The sequence below is a fragment of the Streptomyces sp. NPDC005262 genome (assembly GCF_042872425.1).
GTDB lineage: Bacteria > Actinomycetota > Actinomycetes > Streptomycetales > Streptomycetaceae > Streptomyces.
Window position 1 is genome coordinate 659,471 of sequence record NZ_JBIAKK010000001.1, and the last position, 17,901, is coordinate 677,371.

A 17,901-nucleotide genomic window follows, 5' to 3' on the forward strand; every position below is an offset into this window, starting at 1 on the left:
GGAAGATCGTCGGCTGCCGCAAGTACCCGGGCGTCACGAACTCCTCGCTCACCGTCCGCGGTGAGCGAGGAGGAGGTCCTGCGGGCCGCAAGGAGGACGCCGTCACCGTCCACGAGCAGACGGACAGCCCGGAGCTGCGGCAACAGATCCGTGAGCCGCCGGAGGGCGAGACGGCCGATGCCCGACCGGACGGAGCACCTGGCGAAGCGCCGGGCGGGCAGCGGGTCCGCCCGCCCGGCGCTTCGGTGTCACCACCCGTCCCAGGACGGACCTCTCTAGCCGAGCGCCTGCGTCAGGTCGGCCATCAGGTCGTCCGCGGACTCGATGCCGACGGACAGCCGGACCAGGTCGGCCGGCACCTCCAGCGCCGAGCCCGCCACCGAGGCGTGCGTCATCCGGCCCGGGTGCTCCACCAGGGACTCGACACCGCCGAGGGACTCGCCGAGCGTGAACAGCTTCGCCCGGTTGCAGACCTCGACCGCCGCCTCCTCGCCGCCCTCGACGCGGAACGACACCATGCCGCCGAACGCCTTCATCTGCTTGGCGGCGATCTCGTGCCCCGGGTGCTCCGGCAGCCCCGGATAGAGGACCTGGGTCACCTTGGGGTGCCGGGTCAGCAGCTCGGCGACCTTGGCGGCATTCTCGCTGTGCCGGTCCATCCGGACCGGCAGCGTCTTGATGCCGCGCAGCACCAGCCAGGAGTCGAACGGCCCGGCGACCGCCCCCATCGCGTTCTGGTGGTACGCCAGTTCCTCGCCGAGCCCCGCGTCCGCGGCGATCAGCGCACCGCCGACGACGTCCGAGTGGCCGCCCATGTACTTGGTCAGCGAGTGCACGACGACGTCCGCGCCGAGCGCGATCGGCTGCTGCAGATAGGGGCTGGCGAAGGTGTTGTCGACGACCAGCCGGGCACCCGCGGTGCGGGCCACGTCCGCGACGGCCGCGATGTCGGTGATGCCGAGCAGCGGGTTGGACGGCGTCTCCACCCAGATGACCTTCGTACGGTCGTTGACCGCGGCCCGGACCGCCGCCGGGTCGGAGGTGTCCGCGACGGAGAAGTCGACGCCCCACCGCTGGACCACCTTGGCGAAGAGCCGGAAGGTGCCGCCGTACGCGTCGTTCGGGATGACGACATGGGCGCCGGGGTACAGCAGCGTACGCAGCAGGCAGTCCTCCGCCGCGAGCCCGGACGCGAAGGCGAGACCGCGGCGGCCGCCCTCGACGGCCGCGAGGTTCTCCTCCAGTGCGGTGCGCGTCGGGTTGGCACTGCGGCTGTACTCGTAGCCGCCGCGGAGCCCGCCGACACCGTCCTGCTTGTACGTGGACACCTGATAGATGGGCGGAACAACGGCGCCGGTGAGGGGATCGGCGGCGTTGCCCGCGTGGATCGCGAGGGTCTCGAAGCTGTGCTGGTCGCTCATGGGGCCCGAGCGTAGTTCGTCACAGGGGTGTTCCACGGCCACTGCGCCGTCCGGTGACAATGGACGTATGGAGATTCTCTGGTTCCTCATCGCGGTGTGCATGCTCGCCGCGGTGATCGGCCCCTTCGTTCTGCGCCGCAGGTCCGGCATCCACCAGGTCGCGCCCGGCTCCCCGGACGCCGCCGACCCCGACACCTACGGCTTCGTCCGCCAGGAGGAGCTGGACGTCCGGATGCCGGGCCCCGATCAGGATCTCCTCGATGTCCTCGACGTGGTGCAGCGCACCCAGGACTGGCGCGCGGCCTCGCAGTTGCTGGCCGGGACGCCGAAGGAGAGCGAGGTGCGGTGGCAGCGGGTGCAGGCGTTCGCCGGCGCCGCGTCGCTCGAGCTGATGCAGGCCCCGGGTGTCGGTGGTGCGTGGCTGCGGTCGTGGCGGGCCGAGTCACCGAAGGACGCGGGCGGTGCGGCCGTGCATGCCGAGTTCCTGGTCCAGCAGGCGTGGCGGTCCTCCACGGCGGGGACGGACGACTTCCGGATCATTCTGGAGGAGGCCCGTACGGTCTGCGGCGAGGCGGCCCTGCTGGCGCCCGGTGACCCGGTCCCGTACATCGTCGAACTGGCTGTCGCCCGCGGACTCGGCTACTCCCACGAGGAGTTCGACCGGCTCTGGGCGAAGATCATCGACCGGGCCCCAACACACATGGGCGCGCACATCGCGGCGCTGCACTTCTGGTGCGAGAAGTGGCACGGCTCCCGCGAGGAGGCCGACCGCTTCGCCGTATCGGCGGCCGCCCGCGCCCCGCAGGGCTCGCTGCTGGCCGCGCTGCCACTGTTCGCGGTGTACGAGCATCTGCCCGAGGTCAATCTCGTCAGCGGCTTCTATGAGGGTCTGGTGGTGACGAAGGCGGTCGAGGGCGCGCTGTTCGCGGTGCACGCGGCGCGGCCCGACGATCCGATGCTCGCCCATGTCCGGCATCTGCTGGTGCTGTTCCTGGTGCGGATGGAGCGCTGGTCGGAGGCGATGAACCAACTCGTCCACATCGACGGGCATGTGGGCGCGCTGCCGTGGACGCAGAACTCCGACCCGGCCGCCGAGTACACGGTGTACCGGGCGCTCGCGGTCGCCGGGTACGAGGCGAACGGCGGCAGTCCCGCGACGCTGCCGAGGTAGCCGCGGAGCGGCTCCGTGCCTGTTCAGCCCCTGTGCGGCGATTGTTCCGCCGCTGGCTTCGGCCTCTCACGGACCACGTTGCCGCGCCGGCCTGCGGTAGGTCATACTCCGGTTCCCCCCCACACCACTCTTGCCACACCGCTGTCACCAGCCCTGTCCCTGTGGGGGATTTGCCCGATGGGCCCAACTCTGCGCGCCGCCCGCGCCCTTGTCCTGCTTGCCGGCTTCTATCTGCTGAGCCTCGTCCTGCTCGGCGCCCTCGGTGCCCTCGACTGGGCCGCGTTCACGTGGACGACGGGCAGCGTCGCCGTGAAGCTGTTCGTCCTCAGCGTCGTGCTGGCGATCCCGATCGTGCGGGGCATGTTCATGCTGCGTACGCCGAAGGACGACGGCCTGACCGGGCTGCCGGTCACCGACACCCAGGAGCCCCGGCTCTGGGCCGCGGTCCGCGACATCGCCCAGCAGGTCGGCACCCGTGCCCCCGACGAGATCGTGCTCAACGGCGATGTGAACGCCGCGGTCGGCGAGGACGCCAGGTTCCTCGGCCTGGTCGGCGGAAGGCGCCGGCTCCATCTCGGCGTGCCGCTGATGGCCGGGCTGTCCGAGGCCCAGCTGCGCTCCGTGCTCGCCCATGAGATGGGCCATTACGGCAACTCCGACACCCGTCTCTCCGCGATCACCGCACGCGGCCGCATCCAGGTGGTCCGCACCATCGTCCACTTCCAGGAGCGTGCGGGCCGGACCGTCGCCAAGGAGCAGGCGCGCCAGGAGAAGAAGGCGGCGAAGGCCGTCGCCAAGGGCAAGAAGGCCAAGGAGATCGACACCGGCGGTGCGGGTGTCTCGTACCGCGCGATGGCGGCGGTCTACACGGCGTACGCGAAGTTCTACATCCGCGCCACGCTCTCCGGCGCCCGTCGCGAGGAGCTCGCCGCCGATTTCGCCGCGGCCAGGATCGCGGGCCGTGACGCGACCGCGTCCGCGCTCCGCGAGCTCCCGGCGCTCGACGCCGCCCACGGCTTCTACATGAACGCGTACGCCACGCTCGGCGTCGACGCCGGGATGCTGCCGCCGCCCGGCCAGGTCTTCGGCGGCGTACGGCATCTGCTGGCCGCCCGCAAGGACGAGCTGGACGAGATGCGCGGCTCCCTGCCTTCCGAGCCGTCCTCCCCTTACGACTCGCACCCGCCGATCGCGGAGCGCGTCGCCCGGATCGAGGCGCTGCCGGACGACGGGCGGGCCTCGGAGCCCGTGGAGCCGTCGCTGGGCCTGCTGGCCGACGCCGAGCGGACGCTCGTCGCCGTCGAGGAGTCGGTGCTGACCCCGGAGGCACTGCGGCTGCGCCGCGTCGACTGGCCGGAGCTGGTGCACGAATCGATGACGGTGTACGCCGCGCAGTCGGCCCAGCGGTTCGGCGCGGTGGTCGGCGAGGTGACCGGCAGCGACGGCTCGCTGACCGCCGCACTCGACGCGATCGACGCGGGTGCGCTGTGGCAGATCGCCGACCGCCTCCCCAAGTCCGAGGAGGCCCGCACCGCGACCGGACGCGCGGCCCGCGAGTTCGCCAGGCCCCGGCTGCGGACGGGACTGTTGCAGCTGGCCGGCGGCGAACTGGTACGGCAGGGGCGGGCCCGCTGGCAGCTGTCCTGGACCGACTCCGCGACACTGAAGCTGCCCGAGGGGTACGAGGAGACGCTCCCGGCCGCACTGGACGCGGCGGTGGCGGATGTGCCGGACACGGAACCGCTGCGCAAACTGTTTACCCCCTGAGGGCTGTCCCTTCCCCCTGTCCCTTCTCCCCCTCCCCCGAACTCACCTTCCTGGATTGGACCGGAACCCCCCGTGGCCCGACTGATACCCCTGCTGGCGATCGCTCTCGGCGTGTACTTCTGGCTGAAGGCGCGGAAGAAGACGACGGAGTTCGTGGAAGGCGCGTCCGGCGCCGCCCCCTCGGCGTCCCGCGCGCGCCGGAGCCGGAAGTCCGGCCCGGCGAAGGCCGCCGCGGAGCTCGGCCTCGTACCGGCCGACGAGCTCGACACCGCGCATGCAGCCGCCCCCGACCCGCGCGACGAGGAGATACGCTCCACCGTCCGGTCCGGGAACTGGCAGGCGGGCGCCGACTTCCTCGCCGAGGCGGGCCGCGACTGGCAGGAGCGCTACCGGCGTGCCGGCGTCCTCCAGGACGAGGCCGCCGACGACGACACCTGGCTCCTGACCTGGCGCACCGCGCAGCCCGGGGACGCGGGAGCGGCCTTCGTCCACGCCGGCGCGCTGATCAGCGTCGCCGCGGACATCCGTGGTGCGAAGCAGGCGAAGTACACCACGCAGGAGCAGTTCGCCGGCTTCCACCGGATGATGGCCCAGGCCCGGGAGGCCTGCCACGAGGCCCAGGAGCTGGCCGGCGACGACCCGGGCCCGTTCATCGCGGAGATCTCCTGCGCCCTCGGCCTCGGCTACGGGCATGACGACTTCCGCGCTCTGTGGGACGAGGTCGAGAAGCGCGACGCCCACCACCTCGCGGCTCACACTTCGGCGCTCCAGTACTGGTGCCGCAAGTGGCGCGGCTCGCACGAGCTGGCCGAGCGCTTCGCGCGCGAGGCTGCGCAGAAGGGCAGCCCCGGCCAGCTGCTCTCCCTCCTGCCGCTCTACGCCGCGTTCGAGCAGGAGTCGGCGGAGCAGGATCTGGACCCGGACGTGTTCTACAAGAGCCCCGAGCTGATCGCCGCAGTCGACGCCTGCCTGATCGACGTGGCGGCCGCCGCGGCGGCCGACCCCGAGGACCGGAGGATCGTCCGGGTCCGCCATCTGCTCGCCTGGCTGCTGTACTGGCAGGACCGGTACGACGCGGCGCTGGAGCAGTACCGCGCGATCGACGGCTACATCGACAGTGCCCCGTGGACGTACTCCGGGGACCCGAAGGCGCGCTATGTCCAGTCCCGCGACTTCTGCGCCGCGCAGGTCCTGGCCGCGGGTGGGAACTGACCGGAACGAGCACGGTGGGGGCGCCGGAATTCATTCCCGGCGCCCCCACCACGTGTCATGCAGACCCCCGGAGGAGCCCCGCTCGTTCCTGAGCCGTCGCTCCCGAGCCCCCACGCCTGAGGACGCCCCCCGTACTTCCGCCCGGCCGGCCTGCGCCCTACGCCCGGCCGGCTCTCGCGGTCAGCCCTCCGCGCGGGCGGGCAGCCGCCACCCCGGGCGCGGGAAATGGCAGGTGTAACCCTCCGGGTAGCGCTCCAGGTAGTCCTGGTGCTCGGGCTCGGCCTCCCAGAAGGGCCCGACCGGCTCGACCTCGGTGACGACCTTGCCCGGCCACAGTCCGGAGGCGTCCACATCCGCGATCGTGTCCTCGGCGATCCGCTTCTGCTCGTCATCCACGTAGTAGATCGCCGAGCGGTAGCTGAGGCCGATGTCGTTGCCCTGACGGTTCCTGGTGCTCGGGTCGTGGATCTGGAAGAACAACTCCAGAATCGCGCGGAAGTCGGTCCTCTCGGGGTCGAAAAGGATCTCGATGGCCTCCGCGTGCGTGCCGTGGTGACGGTACGTGGCGTTCGGCACGTCACCGCCGGTGTATCCGACCCGAGTCGCCGTCACGCCGGCCTGCCGGCGGATCAGGTCCTGCATCCCCCAGAAGCATCCGCCCGCCAGCACGGCCCTCTGCGTCTGCGCCGCCATTGCAGTCCTCCAATATGTGTCAGCTCAGTCACTCGGGCTGCTCGGCTCACACACCACCGGCATCCCGTACGCACTTTCTCCAACGCGCGAGGGCCCCAGGCGATTCCGTACCCGCCGAACGGCCCCGCGGTCGTCGGCCGCCGCGAGGAGCGCACCGCGTCTCGCCGGGACAGGTGCGGTCGTGAAGCGTCGAGGACCTGGGTGTCGCGTTCGCGCGCGGGGCCGGTCTCCGGACCGTACGGGCTCCGGGCCGGCCGTCGTCAGCTGACGACCGGCGGGACCGCCGCCCGCATCGCGGCCGCGGTCGCCGACGCGTCGTACCCCGGTCCGACGCCCTCGACGAGCACCACGTCGCCCGCCATGTTCCTCGTCCGCAGCGGCAGCAGCTCCTGATAGGCGGCGGACCCGTACCAGCCGCGGGCGGCCGCCAGGTCGGGGAAACCGATGATGACGAGCGCACCCGGCCAGTCGCCTTCGACGACCTCGACCTTCGTGCCATGGACGAGGAACCGGCCGCCGAACGGGTCCATGGTCGACTGGATGCGCTCGATGTACGTGAGTACCTCCTCGCCGGGGTGGGCGGCGGGGTGCAGGTGGCCTACGGCGTAAGCGGTCATGGTGCGCCCTCCGGATCTGCGTGCTGCGGTGGTTCCGTCAGCCGGCGTGCACCATGCTGCCCGCGGGCGTACGGGCCGTCGATTACCTCCGAGGTAGGGGGGTCAGTCGCTGATGCCCAGGTCCTCCCGCATCAGCTTCCGCATGGTGTCGAGGTGCGGGTCCGCCGCCTTGAGGTTCTCCAGAGCCCTTTCAACGCTCTCGCCGTCGCGGGCCATCCCGCGGTCCAGGCGTTTGATGGCCGTGTCACCGTCCGCGAGGACCCGGTTGAGGTCGCGGGACGCCTGCAGGATCCGCTCGGGGACGATCATCTGCGCTTCTGCGTAACGGTCGCGGTGGTCGAGGCGGGCCTCTTCGAGCTGGGCGCGTTCCTGCTCCGTGTAGACGCGGTCCCTGATCCGGTGGAGCGCGTCCTTGAGGAGGGTGTGGAACTGCCGGGAGGCCCGGTTCATGGCCGTGTACTGGGCGCGCCGCTCTTCGAACTTCCGGCGCCTGTCGGCCAGTTCGGCTTCCCCGGCGCGCTGCCGGGCGGTCAGCCGCTGGGCGAGCATCGGGGCGAACAGGGTGCCCAGCACACCGACGACTGCGGTGATCATGGCGGTGATGGCAGCGGTCATGGGTGTGAGATTAGTGCGATGGACGAACGCGGGGGCGGGGCGGCGGCGGCGGAGCCGGCTCCGTCGCCGCCGCCCCGCGCAGGGGGAGGCCGGTGGGTCCGTACGTCAGGCCACCGCGTTCTCCGTGACCGTGACGCGGCCCTTGCGGATGGTCGCCAGCCGCGGCGCCCTGCGGGCGATCGCGCTGTCGTGGGTGACCATGATGAAGGTCAGCCCGTGCTCCTTCCACATCGTCTCCAGCACCTCCATGACCTCGTCGCGCATGGACTCGTCGAGGTTGCCGGTCGGCTCGTCGGCGAGCAGCACCTTCGGCCGCTTGACCAGGGCCCGTGCGATCGCCACACGCTGCTGCTGGCCACCGGACATCTCGCCGGGGAGGTGTCCGAGCCGCTCACCGAGTCCGACGGAGTCCAGTGCCTCCGCCGCCCGCCTGCGCCGCTCCGACGCCTTGCCGCCGAGTGGGACGAGCGCCGTTTCGACGTTCTCCTGCGCAGTCAGCGTCGGGATGAGGTTGAAGCTCTGGAAGACGAAGCCGATGTTCTGCGCGCGCACCTTGGTGAGCTTGGCCTCGCTGAGCTTCGCGAGGTCCACACCGTCGAGTTCGACGCTGCCGCTCGTGGGCCGGTCGAGACCGCCGAGCATCTGCAGCAGTGTGGACTTGCCGCCGCCGGTCGGGCCCTGGATGACGAGCCGGCCGCCGTCCTCGATGGTCAGATCGACACCGGCGAGCGCATGAACGGTGGACTTGCCGCGGGTATAGCGCTTGGTGACGTCTCTGAGGGTGTACATGGGTCAACTCCTGCTGGAACAGAGGGGGTGGGACGCCCGGGCGGGCTATTCGACGCGGCGCAGCGCATCCGCGGGACGCAGCCGGGAGGCCCGCCAGCCGCCGAAGGCACCCGCGATCAGCCCGCCCGCAACGGCCAGCGCGACGGCGATCAGGATGATGGACAGGGAGACCGGTGCGGTCAGCGCAATGTCGAGGGACTTGGCCGCGGCCTGCCGGCCGGGTCCTGCCATGCCGGCGCCGCCGAACATGCCGCCACCACCACCGCCGCCCGAGCCTCCGAGCTGCGCGGTGAGCGTGGGGCTGATCGCGGTCACGACGTACGCACCGGCGAGACCGACCGCGATCCCGAGGACACCGCCCATCAGACCGTTGACGAGGGCCTCGCCGACGACCTGGCGGGTGACCCGGCCGCTCTTCCAGCCGAGCGCCTTCAGCGTGCCGAATTCCCGCACCCGACGGCTGACCGCGGAGGACGTGAGCAGCCCGGCCACCAGGAACGCGGCGATGAGGACGGCGATCGACAGCCACTTGCCGACGCTGGAGGCCAGGTCTGACGCCGTGGACAGGGAACCGGAGACCGTGTCGGCGAGGTCCGCGGAGGTGGTGACCGTCGTGCCCGAGATGTTCTTCTGGATGGCGGACTTGACGTGGTCGATCTGCTGCGAGTCCGCGGCCTTGACGTAGACCGTGGTGACCTTGTTCTTGGAGTCGGCGAGGGTCTGCGCCTGCTTCAGCGGGATGTAGAGGTTGGCGGCCGCGTCGCCGCTGTCCGCCGTCGAGACGCCGACGATCTTGTACTTGGTCCCGGAGACGGTCACGGTCCTGCCGACCGCGAGCTTCTTCTCCTTGGCGTACGAGGCGTCGACGACCGCGACCTTCGCGTCGGTCTCGGTGGCCTTGAACGTACGACCCTTGGTGATCTTCGACGAGGTCAGCGGGCCGAGATCCTGCTTGGTGACGTCGGTCCCGTACACGGTGTACGAGTTGACGTCGAACGAGGCGCCGCCGCCCCTGACTTCACCCTGCGGCTGTGCACTACCGCCCCGGCCGCCTGGGCCGGCCGTGGCACCGGTTCCGTTCTGCTTGAACTCGCCGCGCTTGAACTGGCCGTCCACCTTCAGGACGGTCAGGCTGAGTCCGCCGACGGCGTCCGCGACGCCGTCCTGCGTGCCGACCTTGTCGACGGTGGCGGCGGACAGCGTCTGGAATCCCTGGACCATGACCCGGTCCGAGCTCTGCTTCGCGTCGTCGTCGTTGTCCTTGGCATCGAACTCGAACCGGGGCCGCTGGGCACCGGAGCCCGATGCGGCGGCGGCCTTCGTGACCGTCATGTCCGTGCCGAGGCCGTACAGCGATTCCAGGACCTTGTCCTGGGCCTTGCTCATGCCGGAGGAGACCGAACTGACGATGATGACCAGCGCAATACCGAGGGCGAGCCCCGAGGCGACGACCAGCGCGGCCTTTCTGCGGCGGCGCAGCTCGCGCCGGAGATAGGTGAAGAACATGGCGCGAGGCTATGAACCGGTCGTGATGGCGAGTTAAGGCCCGCATGAGATCCCGATGAGAACGGCTACGAACGCCACAGGGCGGCGGCACCGGGGGATCCGGATGCCGCCGCCCTGTGTACGTACGGGACTTCGGGGTGATGAAGTTGCTGCGTGAACCTCCCGCGGGGTCAGGCCGCGGAGCCCGCCTGCCATTCGGTCCAGTTCATGTTCCAGCCGTTGAGGCCGTTGTCGGGCGTGATGGTCTTGTCGGGGGAGTTCTTGACGATGACCACGTCGCCGACCATGGAGTTGTTGAAGAACCACGCGGCGGGCTGGTTGGCGTCACCCGCACCCTTCACATCGGCGAGGCCGACACAGCCGTGGCTGGTGTTGGCGCTGCCGAAGACCGACGGCGCACCCCAGTAGTTGCCGTGGATGAAGGTGCCCGACTGGGACAGCCGCATGGCGTGCGGCACGTCCTTGATGTCGTACTCACCCTTGCCGTCGTCGTCGGTGAAGCCGACCGTCGCACCGTTCATCCGGGTCTCCTTGAACTTCTCGGAGATGACCATCTGACCGTTGTACGTCGGGTTGTCGGGGGAACCGGCAGAGATCGGGATCGTCTTGATCGTCTTGCCGTCCTGGGTGACGGTCATGGTGTGCGTCGACGCGTCGACCGTCGAGACCTGGTTGCGGCCGACCTTGAAGGTGACCGTCTTCTGCTGCACACCGAAGACACCGTCCGCGCCCTCGACGCCGTCGAGCGCCAGCTTCAGCGTGACGGTGGAGCCGCCCGTCCAGTACTGCTCGGGGCGCAGATCGAGGCGCTGCGAGTTGAACCAGTGACCGACGACCTGCTGGCCGCTGCTGGACGTCACGGTGATTCCGGCCTGGACGGCCTTCCGGTCCGTGATCGGCTTGTTGAAGTTGATCGAGACCGGCATGCCCACGCCGACCGTGGAGCCGTCCTCGGGGGTGAAGTTCCCGATGAAGCTGTTGGCGGGCGACAGGGTGGTGAACGACGCGTTCTCGTGCGCCTCGCGGCCCTTGGTGTCCTCGGCCGTCGCGTTGATCTTGTACGTGGTGGAGCGCTCGAGCTGCGCGTTCGGGTGCCAGCTGGTGCCGTCGGCGGCCAGGGTGCCCGGGACGCTCGCGCCGGCCGACGTGGTCATGGTGACCTGGGTCAGCTTGCCCTTGGCGACGGTGACCTTCGCGGCGTTGTTGATGCTCGCGTTGGTCGCGCCGTTCTTCGGCGAGATCGCTATCTGCGCCTGGGACGCGTCCTCGGCCGCTGCCTTGTCGACTGCCGCCGCCTGGGACTTCTTCGAGCTCTCGTCGGTGCCGGAGCTCGAACCTTCGCTGCAGGCAGTGAGCACGAGCACGCCGCCGAGCAGGGCGGACGCGGCCATCAGGCCCTTGCGCCGCTTGCTGTCCGTCATCACACGCTTCTCCATCGTTGCCGAAATCCCCCATAACCCCGAGCGGAACCGTCGCAAGACGCATTCCCATCGATGCCGGGACCGTCCTGAGACGGATCCCCATCAATGTTCCAAGAACACCTGGCGGGGGCCCTCCGTTCCACATCCGCCTCAGATGTGGGGAACACCACTCATCGACGCAGCCGTGGCACCTGTGGTTCCAGTGACGGCACACACCGGCCCCGGACCGCCGGAAGCGGGCCGGGGCCGGTGCCTTCATCACCGGCTACGGCGCAACGTCGTCGTCCGCCTCCTCGCCGTCACGCTCGTCGTCGAGGTCCCAGTCGCCCGGGTCCTCGGGGTCGTAGTCGACGGTCTCGCTGCTCCAGGACGCCTGGGCCAGCTCGACCCCAGGCACCTCGCCGACGAGATCGAACGGGTCGACGAGGGAGGCGAGGGCCTCCGCCCCGTCTTCCCGTACCGCGGACTCGGCCTGCATACGTTCCTCGGCGTACTCGCCGTCCGGCTCGCCGTACTCGGCCGCGATGCTCTCCAGCGCGGTTCCGCTGAGGGCCTCCGCGTCGGTGATCTCCAGCACCATGTCCACGCGAAGGCGAACAAACCGTGATGTCTCAGAAGTGCTCATATGACGGAGCGTAGAGCTACCGGCAGTCACGACTTTCCTGCGACCCGCTGCTTTCATTAGCATCGGCACACACGGCTAACTCATGGCTCTCACAAGGGGGATCGAATCCGTGGCCATAGCTCGTCGCCCACTCCTGACCGCCACCGCCGCGGGCACACTGCTGTGCGCTCTGTGGTTCGTCCCCTCGGCGAACGCGACGGACGACGCGGCCGGCGGCGCGCCGAGCAGACCTGCCGGCGCGAGCTCCGAGGACGAGGCGGCCGGGCGGGCGCTGGCCGAGACCGGCACCGGGGTCGACACCACTGTGTATCTGATCGGTGGCACCGCGTTCCTGGGAATCGGCGCGGGCTTCGTCACGTACTCCACACGCCGCACCGCCGCGTTGTCCTCGATCGCCGGACGGGCCTGAAACTCCGGCCTGTCCGGCGATGAGCAACCTCTCCTAGGCCAGCGCCCCGGTCACCGGCTCCACGGCCGTGACCAGCTTCCCGCCCCGCACGAACGCCTCCGCCGCGGCCAGATCGGGCGACAGGAAGCGGTCCGGTCCCGGTCCCTCGACGCCAGCCGCCCGCAGCGCCTCGATGGCGGCCAGGGACGCGGGCGCCGGGGTGAGCCCCTGGGCGGCGCGCAGTTCTATGGCGCGGGTCGCCGCGTACAGCTCGACGGCGACGATCCGGCCGAGGTTCTCCACGGCGGTACGGAGCTTGCGGGCCGCCGACCAGCCCATGGAGACGTGGTCCTCCTGCATCGCGGAGGACGGGATCGAGTCCGCCGACGCCGGGACCGCGAGCCGCTTCATCTCGCTGACCAGGGCGGCCTGCGTGTACTGGGCGATCATCAGACCCGAGTCGACACCGGCGTCGCCGGCGAGGAACGGCGGCAGACCGTGCGAACGGTTCTTGTCCAGCAGCCGGTCCGTGCGGCGCTCGGTGATCGAGCCGAGGTCGGCGGCGACGATCGCCAGGAAGTCGAGCACGTACGCCACCGGGGCGCCGTGGAAGTTGCCGTTGGACTCGACCCGGCCGTCCGGGAGGACGACGGGGTTGTCGACGGCGGAGGCCAGCTCACGGTCGGCGACGATCCCGGCATACGCGAGGGTGTCGCGCCCGGCACCGTTGACCTGGGGCGCGCAGCGCACGGAGTAGGCGTCCTGGACACGCGGCGCGTCGTCCTGGTGGTGGCCGGTGAGGCCTGAACCGGCAAGCACCCGCAGCATGTTGTCGGCGCTCGCGCCCTGGCCCGGGTGCGGCCGGATGGCGTGCAGCTCCGGGGCGAGGACCTTGTCCGTGCCGAGCAGCGCCTCCAGGCTGAGCGCGGCGGTGATGTCGGCGGAGGTGTAGAGGCTGCGGAGGTCGGCGAGGGCCATCACGAGCATGCCGAGCATGCCGTCCGTGCCGTTGAGGAGGGCGAGGCCCTCCTTCTCGCGCAGTTCGACGGGGGTGATGCCGTGTGCGGCGAGCAGCTCGCCGGCCGGGCGCACGATGCCGTCGGGGCCCTCCGCGTCACCCTCGCCCATCAGCGTCAGGGCGCAGTGCGAGAGCGGCGCCAGGTCGCCGGAGCAACCCAGCGAGCCGTACTCGTGCACGACGGGGGTGATGCCGGCGTTCAGTACGTCGGCCATGGTCTGCGCGACCTCCGGGCGTACGCCCGTGCGGCCCGAGCAGACCGTCTTCAGGCGCAGGAACATCAGCGCCCGCACGACCTCGCGCTCGACGCGCGGGCCCATGCCGGCCGCGTGCGAGCGGACGATGTTGCGCTGGAGCTGGGCCCGCAGCTCGGGGCTGATGTGGCGGGTGGCGAGTGCGCCGAAGCCGGTGGAGACGCCGTAGACCGGCTCGGGCTTGGCGGCCAGCGCGTCCACGATCTCGCGGGCGGCGGCAAGCGCGCTCACGGCGGCTGCGGAGAGCTCGACACGGGCACCCGCGCGGGCCACGGCGATGACGTCCTCTGCGGTGGTACCGGACGTCCCCACCACGACTGTGTGCATATCCATATTCAGAAGCGTACGGATTGAATCCCTTCATGTCACTAGTGGTCGTGCGGTTGACCCCTTACCGGTCCGTTCGCGGATTCTGCCGGACGCCGCCCACGGAGCAGCCCTCAGGGCCGGCTCCCGCGCAGCCGGCGGCGGTCGTGGGCCGATTTCGGCGGCGAGTCGGCCAGCCGGATGACCTCGCCGTCGCGCCCCGCCACCACCGGTTTCGCGGAGCGGGCCGCCTTCGCCCGGTACTGGGCCGCGTCCGCCAGGCGGAACAGCCGCCGGGCCGAGGTCACCGGTCCGATCGGGTCACCGGTCGACGCAATGCCGCAGGCGACTCCGTCGCCCTGCTCCAACTCGGCTGCCCGGTCGCAGAGTTCGGTGGCCACCTCGATCACCTCGTCCGCGCCGGGGCCCACCGCCAGCAGGCAGAACTCATCACCGCCGAGCCGGGCGGCCAGGGCGCCGGGCAGCATCGCGCCGCATCGGGACAGCACCGAGCCGAAACGTTCCAGCAGCCGGTCGCCGACCGCGTGGCCCAGGGAGTCGTTGACCCCCTTCAGACCGTTCAGATCGCAGACGACCAGACTGACCACCGTGCCGTCGGTACGGTGCAGCTCCACCGCCTCGTCGAGCCGCGCGTCGACGGCCCGGCGGTTGGCGAGCCCGGTCAGCGGGTCGGTGAAGGCGAGCTTGCGGACCTCTTCGAGGCGCTCCGTCTGGGAGAGACCCGCGGCGACGACGGCGGCCAGCACGGTCGCGAAGTCCGCGTCCTCCCGCCCGAACACCGGCTCCCCCACCGGGCGCGCCACATAGAGCTCGCCCCAGGCCCGCCCGTGCAGGACGATCGGCGCGACCACACAGCAGCCGCGCTGCCGCCGCCGCAGGGCCGCCACGCGCTGATGGCGGTAGACGCGCCCGTACCCGTGCGCGCCCGCCACCGCCGAATCGGCTTCGCCGTCCCCGGCGTCGCCGACCGGCCCGTCGGCGGTCTCCACCCAGGCGTCAGGCTCGCCGCCCCCCGCCCACCGCTCATGCAGGAACTCGGTGATCTCCGGGAACTGATGCACCGGATACGTCTCGTCGTCGGGGAACTCCTCCTCCCCCTCGGCCCGTTCACCCGCGTTCACCAGCACCCGCAGCCGCCCCGGCCCGCGCTCCCACACGGAGAGCGCGGCGAAACTGCCGCCCAGGGCCTGGCACGCCCCCAGCGCGGCCGCCCGCCAGGACTCCGGCGGGGTGTGCGCCGCCGCCATTGCCTGCGCAAGCGAAACCACGGCCCGCAGCCGCGCATCATCACCACCCATCGCTACATCTTATGTAGATTTGCGAAGTCTTGATCAGTTTGCGGCATGGAAAGTTCCGCACTGCGCGTCGGAGTGGTAGCGCACTGTCACTCGCCCGGCCAGTTCGGCTTCCGCTTCTCGTTGAACGCGGCCACGCCCTCCGCCCGGTCCCCTGAGAAGGCCACCGACCGCCAGGCCGCGTCCTCCACCTCCAGACCGGCCCGCAGATCGAGTCCGTGCCCGAGCCGCAGCGCACGCTTCGCGGCGCGCAGGCCCACCGGCGAGTTGGCGGCGATCCGCCCGGCGAGCGTCAGCGCCTGCACCCGGTCCTGCCCCGCCTCCACCAGCTCGTCAACGAGACCCAACTCCCGCGCCTCCGCCGCCTCCACCCGCCGGGCGGTGAAGACCAGCTCGGCGGCGCGTGCCGCGCCGATCCGGCGCGGCAGCAACTGCGTCCCGCCGCCGCCCGGGATGACGCCGACCGAGACCTCGGGCAGGCCCACCACGGCCGTACGGTCGGCGACGATCAGATCGCAGGACAGCGCCAGCTCGAAGCCGCCGCCGAGCGCGAACCCGTGCACGGCGGCGACCGTCGGCATCGGCAGGTCGAGCACGCCGGTGTAGGCGGCGCGGGCGGTGGGCCGCTGGCGGACCAGTTCGGCGTCGGTGAACGAGTTCCGCTCCTTGAGATCCGCGCCTACGCAGAAGGCCCGCTCATGGCTGGAGGTGAGGACGGTGACCCGTACGTCCTGGTCGGCGGCGAGCGCGGCGCAGGCCGCGCCGATCGAGCGGGCCATGTCCGTGGACACGGCGTTCATGGCCTTGGGCCGGTCCAGGACCAGTTCGGCAACATGCTCCTGGCCCTCATGGACCCGTACGACGACGAACTCCCCGAACCGCTGCTCGGACGTGACGGTCATGGCTGCACCCCTCCGGTTAACGAGCGTTACCGGAGGATCCTAGGCCGCGCCCCGGACAGGGCCAGGCGTCAGGAGGCGCCTCGTCGCGCCAGCAGCCACGGTTCCACCACGCCGAGTCCGCGCACCGGCCGCTGCCACATCGGCTGCAGCCCGTACCGGTACTTCGGCACGACCAGCGGCTCCACACCCTCCGCGCGCTCCTTCTCGGCGGCCGCGGCCTCCTCCGCCGCCTGCGCCTCGGAAGCCGGGGCGTCACCCGTGCGCGTCAGCTCCTCGGCGAAAGCGCCGTCCACCAGTACGGCGTCCTTCGGCGCTATCGACGTGAGCCGGCTGGCGAGGTTCACCGTCGTACCGAAGACATCGCCCATCCGGGTCGTGACCGTGCCGAACGCGATGCCGACGCGCAGCGCCGGCATCGACTCGTCCTGGGTCATGGCCTCTATCAGGCGCAGCGCGATCTCGGCCGCCGTGCCCGCGTCGTCGGCGGCGAAGAGAACCTCGTCGCCGAGGGTCTTGATCAGCCGGCCGCCGTGCGCGGCGACCAGGTCGGCGGAGGTCGTCTCGAACGCCTCGACGAGCTCGCCGAGCTCCTCCTCCTCCAGCCGGCGGGTGAGCCGGGTGAAACCGACCAGGTCCGCGAAGCCGACGGCGAGCCTGCGGTCGACCATCTCGTCGTCGTCCGCGGCCTGCACCACGCGGCCGGTCGCGGCGGCGAGCTGACGCCGCCAGACGTAGATGAGGAACTCCTCCAGCTCGGGCAGGAGCAGCTCGACCAGCGGGTACGTGACCTCGGTACGGGTCATGCCGGGCTCGGGCGGCTCGGTCAGACCCTCCAGGAAGGAATCGATCTGCCACTCCGCCAGCCGGGCGGTGGTCTGCCCGGTGGACCGGGCGACCTGCACCGCCATCGGCTCGCTGAGCAGCCCGGCCTCGACGAGTCCCGCGAGCCGCCGCAGCGCCAGCACGTCCGCCTCGGTGAGCGCCTTGGCCTGCCCGATGTCGGCGAACCCCATGGCGCGCCAGAACCGGGACGCCAGGTCCATCGAGACTCCGGCGGTACGGGCCGCCTGGAACGGTGTGTAGCGACGCTCGGCGCCCAGGATCAGCTGTTCCAGCCGGATCGCGAGCGGATCGTCGGTCGGTTCGGCCGTGTGGTCGACTTCGTGATGCGGTGTCGCGTGGACCGAGGGTTCCGGTGGGGGCTCCGCGCCCGCGCCGGAGGTCGTGTCGTCGACGGTCACCAGCCGCCTCCTGCCCGTTCCCTGCGCACTGCCCTGCCGATCTGTCGGTGGATCGCCTCAACGATACGGCAGATGTGCGCTACCTCACGTCCTTAGGGCGTCCGGGTACGGGGTCGGCCGGGGGCGGGGGCCGTGGGGGGTGCTCTCCGGTGGGGGGTTTCCACGGGGCGGAGGGCCGAGGGCGTCCGGGTACGGGGTCGGCCGGGGGCGGGGGCCGTGGGGGGTGCTCTCCGGCGGGGGGTTTCCACGGGGCGGAGGGCCGAGGGCGTCCGGGTACGGGGTCGGCCGGGGGCGGGGGCCGTGGGGGGTGCTCTCCGGTGGGGGGGTTTCCACGGGGCGGAGGGCCGAGGGCGTCCCGGGGAACGACCCGCGCGGGCCCGGTACGCAGGCGCGGGGCCGATGGGGACCTCCGCGGGCGGAGGGCCGAGGGCGTCCCGGTACGGGGTCGGCCGGGGGCGGGGGCCGTGGGGGGTGCTCTCCGGTGGGGGTTTCCACGGGGCGGAAGGCCGACGGGCGCCCCTGGGAACAACCAGGGCCGGGCCCGGTACGCGGGTGGAGGGGCCATGAGGGCCTCGCGGGGTGGACCGAGTGTCCGGGGAGCCGCCGGGGCGCGGGCCCTGTGCGCGGGGCGTACGGCCG

16 protein-coding genes are annotated in these 17,901 nt (G+C 71.3%); 4 read left to right on the forward strand and 12 right to left on the reverse strand.

The window, feature by feature from the left end; all coding sequences use genetic code 11:
- Positions 1 to 275: 275 nt before the first annotated feature.
- Positions 276 to 1,421 (reverse strand): cystathionine gamma-synthase, encoded by a 1,146-nt coding sequence (locus tag ACFYP5_RS02875; protein WP_389029696.1) that lies wholly within the window; start codon positions 1,419 to 1,421, stop codon positions 276 to 278.
- A gap of 67 nt (positions 1,422 to 1,488) precedes the next feature.
- Between ACFYP5_RS02875 and ACFYP5_RS02880 the strand changes: the two genes are divergently transcribed.
- The 3 genes from ACFYP5_RS02880 to ACFYP5_RS02890 all read left to right on the forward strand — a co-directional run bounded on the left by ACFYP5_RS02880 (position 1,489) and on the right by ACFYP5_RS02890 (position 5,571).
- Complete coding sequence (locus tag ACFYP5_RS02880; RefSeq protein WP_389029699.1) at positions 1,489 to 2,592, forward strand: hypothetical protein; 1,104 nt, start codon at positions 1,489 to 1,491, stop codon at positions 2,590 to 2,592.
- A 177-nt stretch (positions 2,593 to 2,769) separates the two neighbouring features.
- The gene (locus tag ACFYP5_RS02885; protein WP_389029702.1) at positions 2,770 to 4,359 is read left to right on the forward strand and encodes a M48 family metallopeptidase; all 1,590 of its coding nucleotides are present in this window, start codon (positions 2,770 to 2,772) and stop codon (positions 4,357 to 4,359) included.
- Between the two features lie 72 nt (positions 4,360 to 4,431).
- On the forward strand, positions 4,432 to 5,571 hold the full coding sequence (locus ACFYP5_RS02890) for a hypothetical protein (protein WP_389029704.1): 1,140 nt from the start codon (positions 4,432 to 4,434) through the stop codon (positions 5,569 to 5,571).
- Between the two features lie 180 nt (positions 5,572 to 5,751).
- Here the strand turns inward: ACFYP5_RS02890 and msrA are convergent, their stop codons facing one another.
- From msrA to ACFYP5_RS02925, 7 genes are all read right to left on the reverse strand, one after another.
- A complete protein-coding gene (gene msrA, locus ACFYP5_RS02895; RefSeq protein WP_389029706.1) occupies positions 5,752 to 6,264 on the reverse strand; it encodes a peptide-methionine (S)-S-oxide reductase MsrA in 513 nt (170 codons plus the stop codon).
- Between the two features lie 260 nt (positions 6,265 to 6,524).
- Positions 6,525 to 6,881, reverse strand: a complete 357-nt coding sequence (locus tag ACFYP5_RS02900) for a DUF1330 domain-containing protein (protein WP_389029708.1) — start codon at positions 6,879 to 6,881, stop codon at positions 6,525 to 6,527.
- A gap of 102 nt (positions 6,882 to 6,983) precedes the next feature.
- Positions 6,984 to 7,496, reverse strand: coding sequence for a hypothetical protein (locus ACFYP5_RS02905; protein WP_389029711.1), 513 nt, complete (start codon positions 7,494 to 7,496; stop codon positions 6,984 to 6,986).
- Between the two features lie 105 nt (positions 7,497 to 7,601).
- Positions 7,602 to 8,285 (reverse strand): ABC transporter ATP-binding protein, encoded by a 684-nt coding sequence (locus ACFYP5_RS02910; protein ID WP_389029714.1) that lies wholly within the window; start codon positions 8,283 to 8,285, stop codon positions 7,602 to 7,604.
- A 45-nt stretch (positions 8,286 to 8,330) separates the two neighbouring features.
- Positions 8,331 to 9,791, reverse strand: coding sequence for an ABC transporter permease (locus ACFYP5_RS02915; protein ID WP_389029717.1), 1,461 nt, complete (start codon positions 9,789 to 9,791; stop codon positions 8,331 to 8,333).
- A 170-nt stretch (positions 9,792 to 9,961) separates the two neighbouring features.
- Complete coding sequence (locus ACFYP5_RS02920; RefSeq protein ID WP_389029720.1) at positions 9,962 to 11,227, reverse strand: Ig-like domain-containing protein; 1,266 nt, start codon at positions 11,225 to 11,227, stop codon at positions 9,962 to 9,964.
- A gap of 250 nt (positions 11,228 to 11,477) precedes the next feature.
- Positions 11,478 to 11,837 (reverse strand): hypothetical protein, encoded by a 360-nt coding sequence (locus ACFYP5_RS02925; RefSeq protein WP_389029723.1) that lies wholly within the window; start codon positions 11,835 to 11,837, stop codon positions 11,478 to 11,480.
- 109 nt (positions 11,838 to 11,946) lie between these two features.
- Here ACFYP5_RS02925 and ACFYP5_RS02930 point away from each other — a divergent pair, with 109 nt between their 5' ends.
- The gene (locus ACFYP5_RS02930; protein WP_389029725.1) at positions 11,947 to 12,246 is read left to right on the forward strand and encodes a hypothetical protein; all 300 of its coding nucleotides are present in this window, start codon (positions 11,947 to 11,949) and stop codon (positions 12,244 to 12,246) included.
- A gap of 33 nt (positions 12,247 to 12,279) precedes the next feature.
- Here ACFYP5_RS02930 and hutH read toward each other — a convergent pair whose 3' ends face one another.
- The 4 genes from hutH to ACFYP5_RS02950 all read right to left on the reverse strand — a co-directional run bounded on the left by hutH (position 12,280) and on the right by ACFYP5_RS02950 (position 17,262).
- Positions 12,280 to 13,830: a histidine ammonia-lyase gene (gene hutH / locus ACFYP5_RS02935; protein WP_389029728.1), complete on the reverse strand. Its 1,551-nt coding sequence runs from the start codon at positions 13,828 to 13,830 to the stop codon at positions 12,280 to 12,282.
- A gap of 107 nt (positions 13,831 to 13,937) precedes the next feature.
- Positions 13,938 to 15,122, reverse strand: coding sequence for a diguanylate cyclase domain-containing protein (locus ACFYP5_RS02940; protein WP_389029731.1), 1,185 nt, complete (start codon positions 15,120 to 15,122; stop codon positions 13,938 to 13,940).
- Between the two features lie 86 nt (positions 15,123 to 15,208).
- Entirely contained in the window at positions 15,209 to 16,021 is an 813-nt protein-coding gene (locus ACFYP5_RS02945; protein ID WP_389029734.1) for an enoyl-CoA hydratase/isomerase family protein, read from the reverse strand.
- A 68-nt stretch (positions 16,022 to 16,089) separates the two neighbouring features.
- Positions 16,090 to 17,262, reverse strand: a complete 1,173-nt coding sequence (locus ACFYP5_RS02950) for an adenylate/guanylate cyclase domain-containing protein (RefSeq protein ID WP_389029736.1) — start codon at positions 17,260 to 17,262, stop codon at positions 16,090 to 16,092.
- Between the last annotated feature and the right edge of the window lie 639 nt (positions 17,263 to 17,901).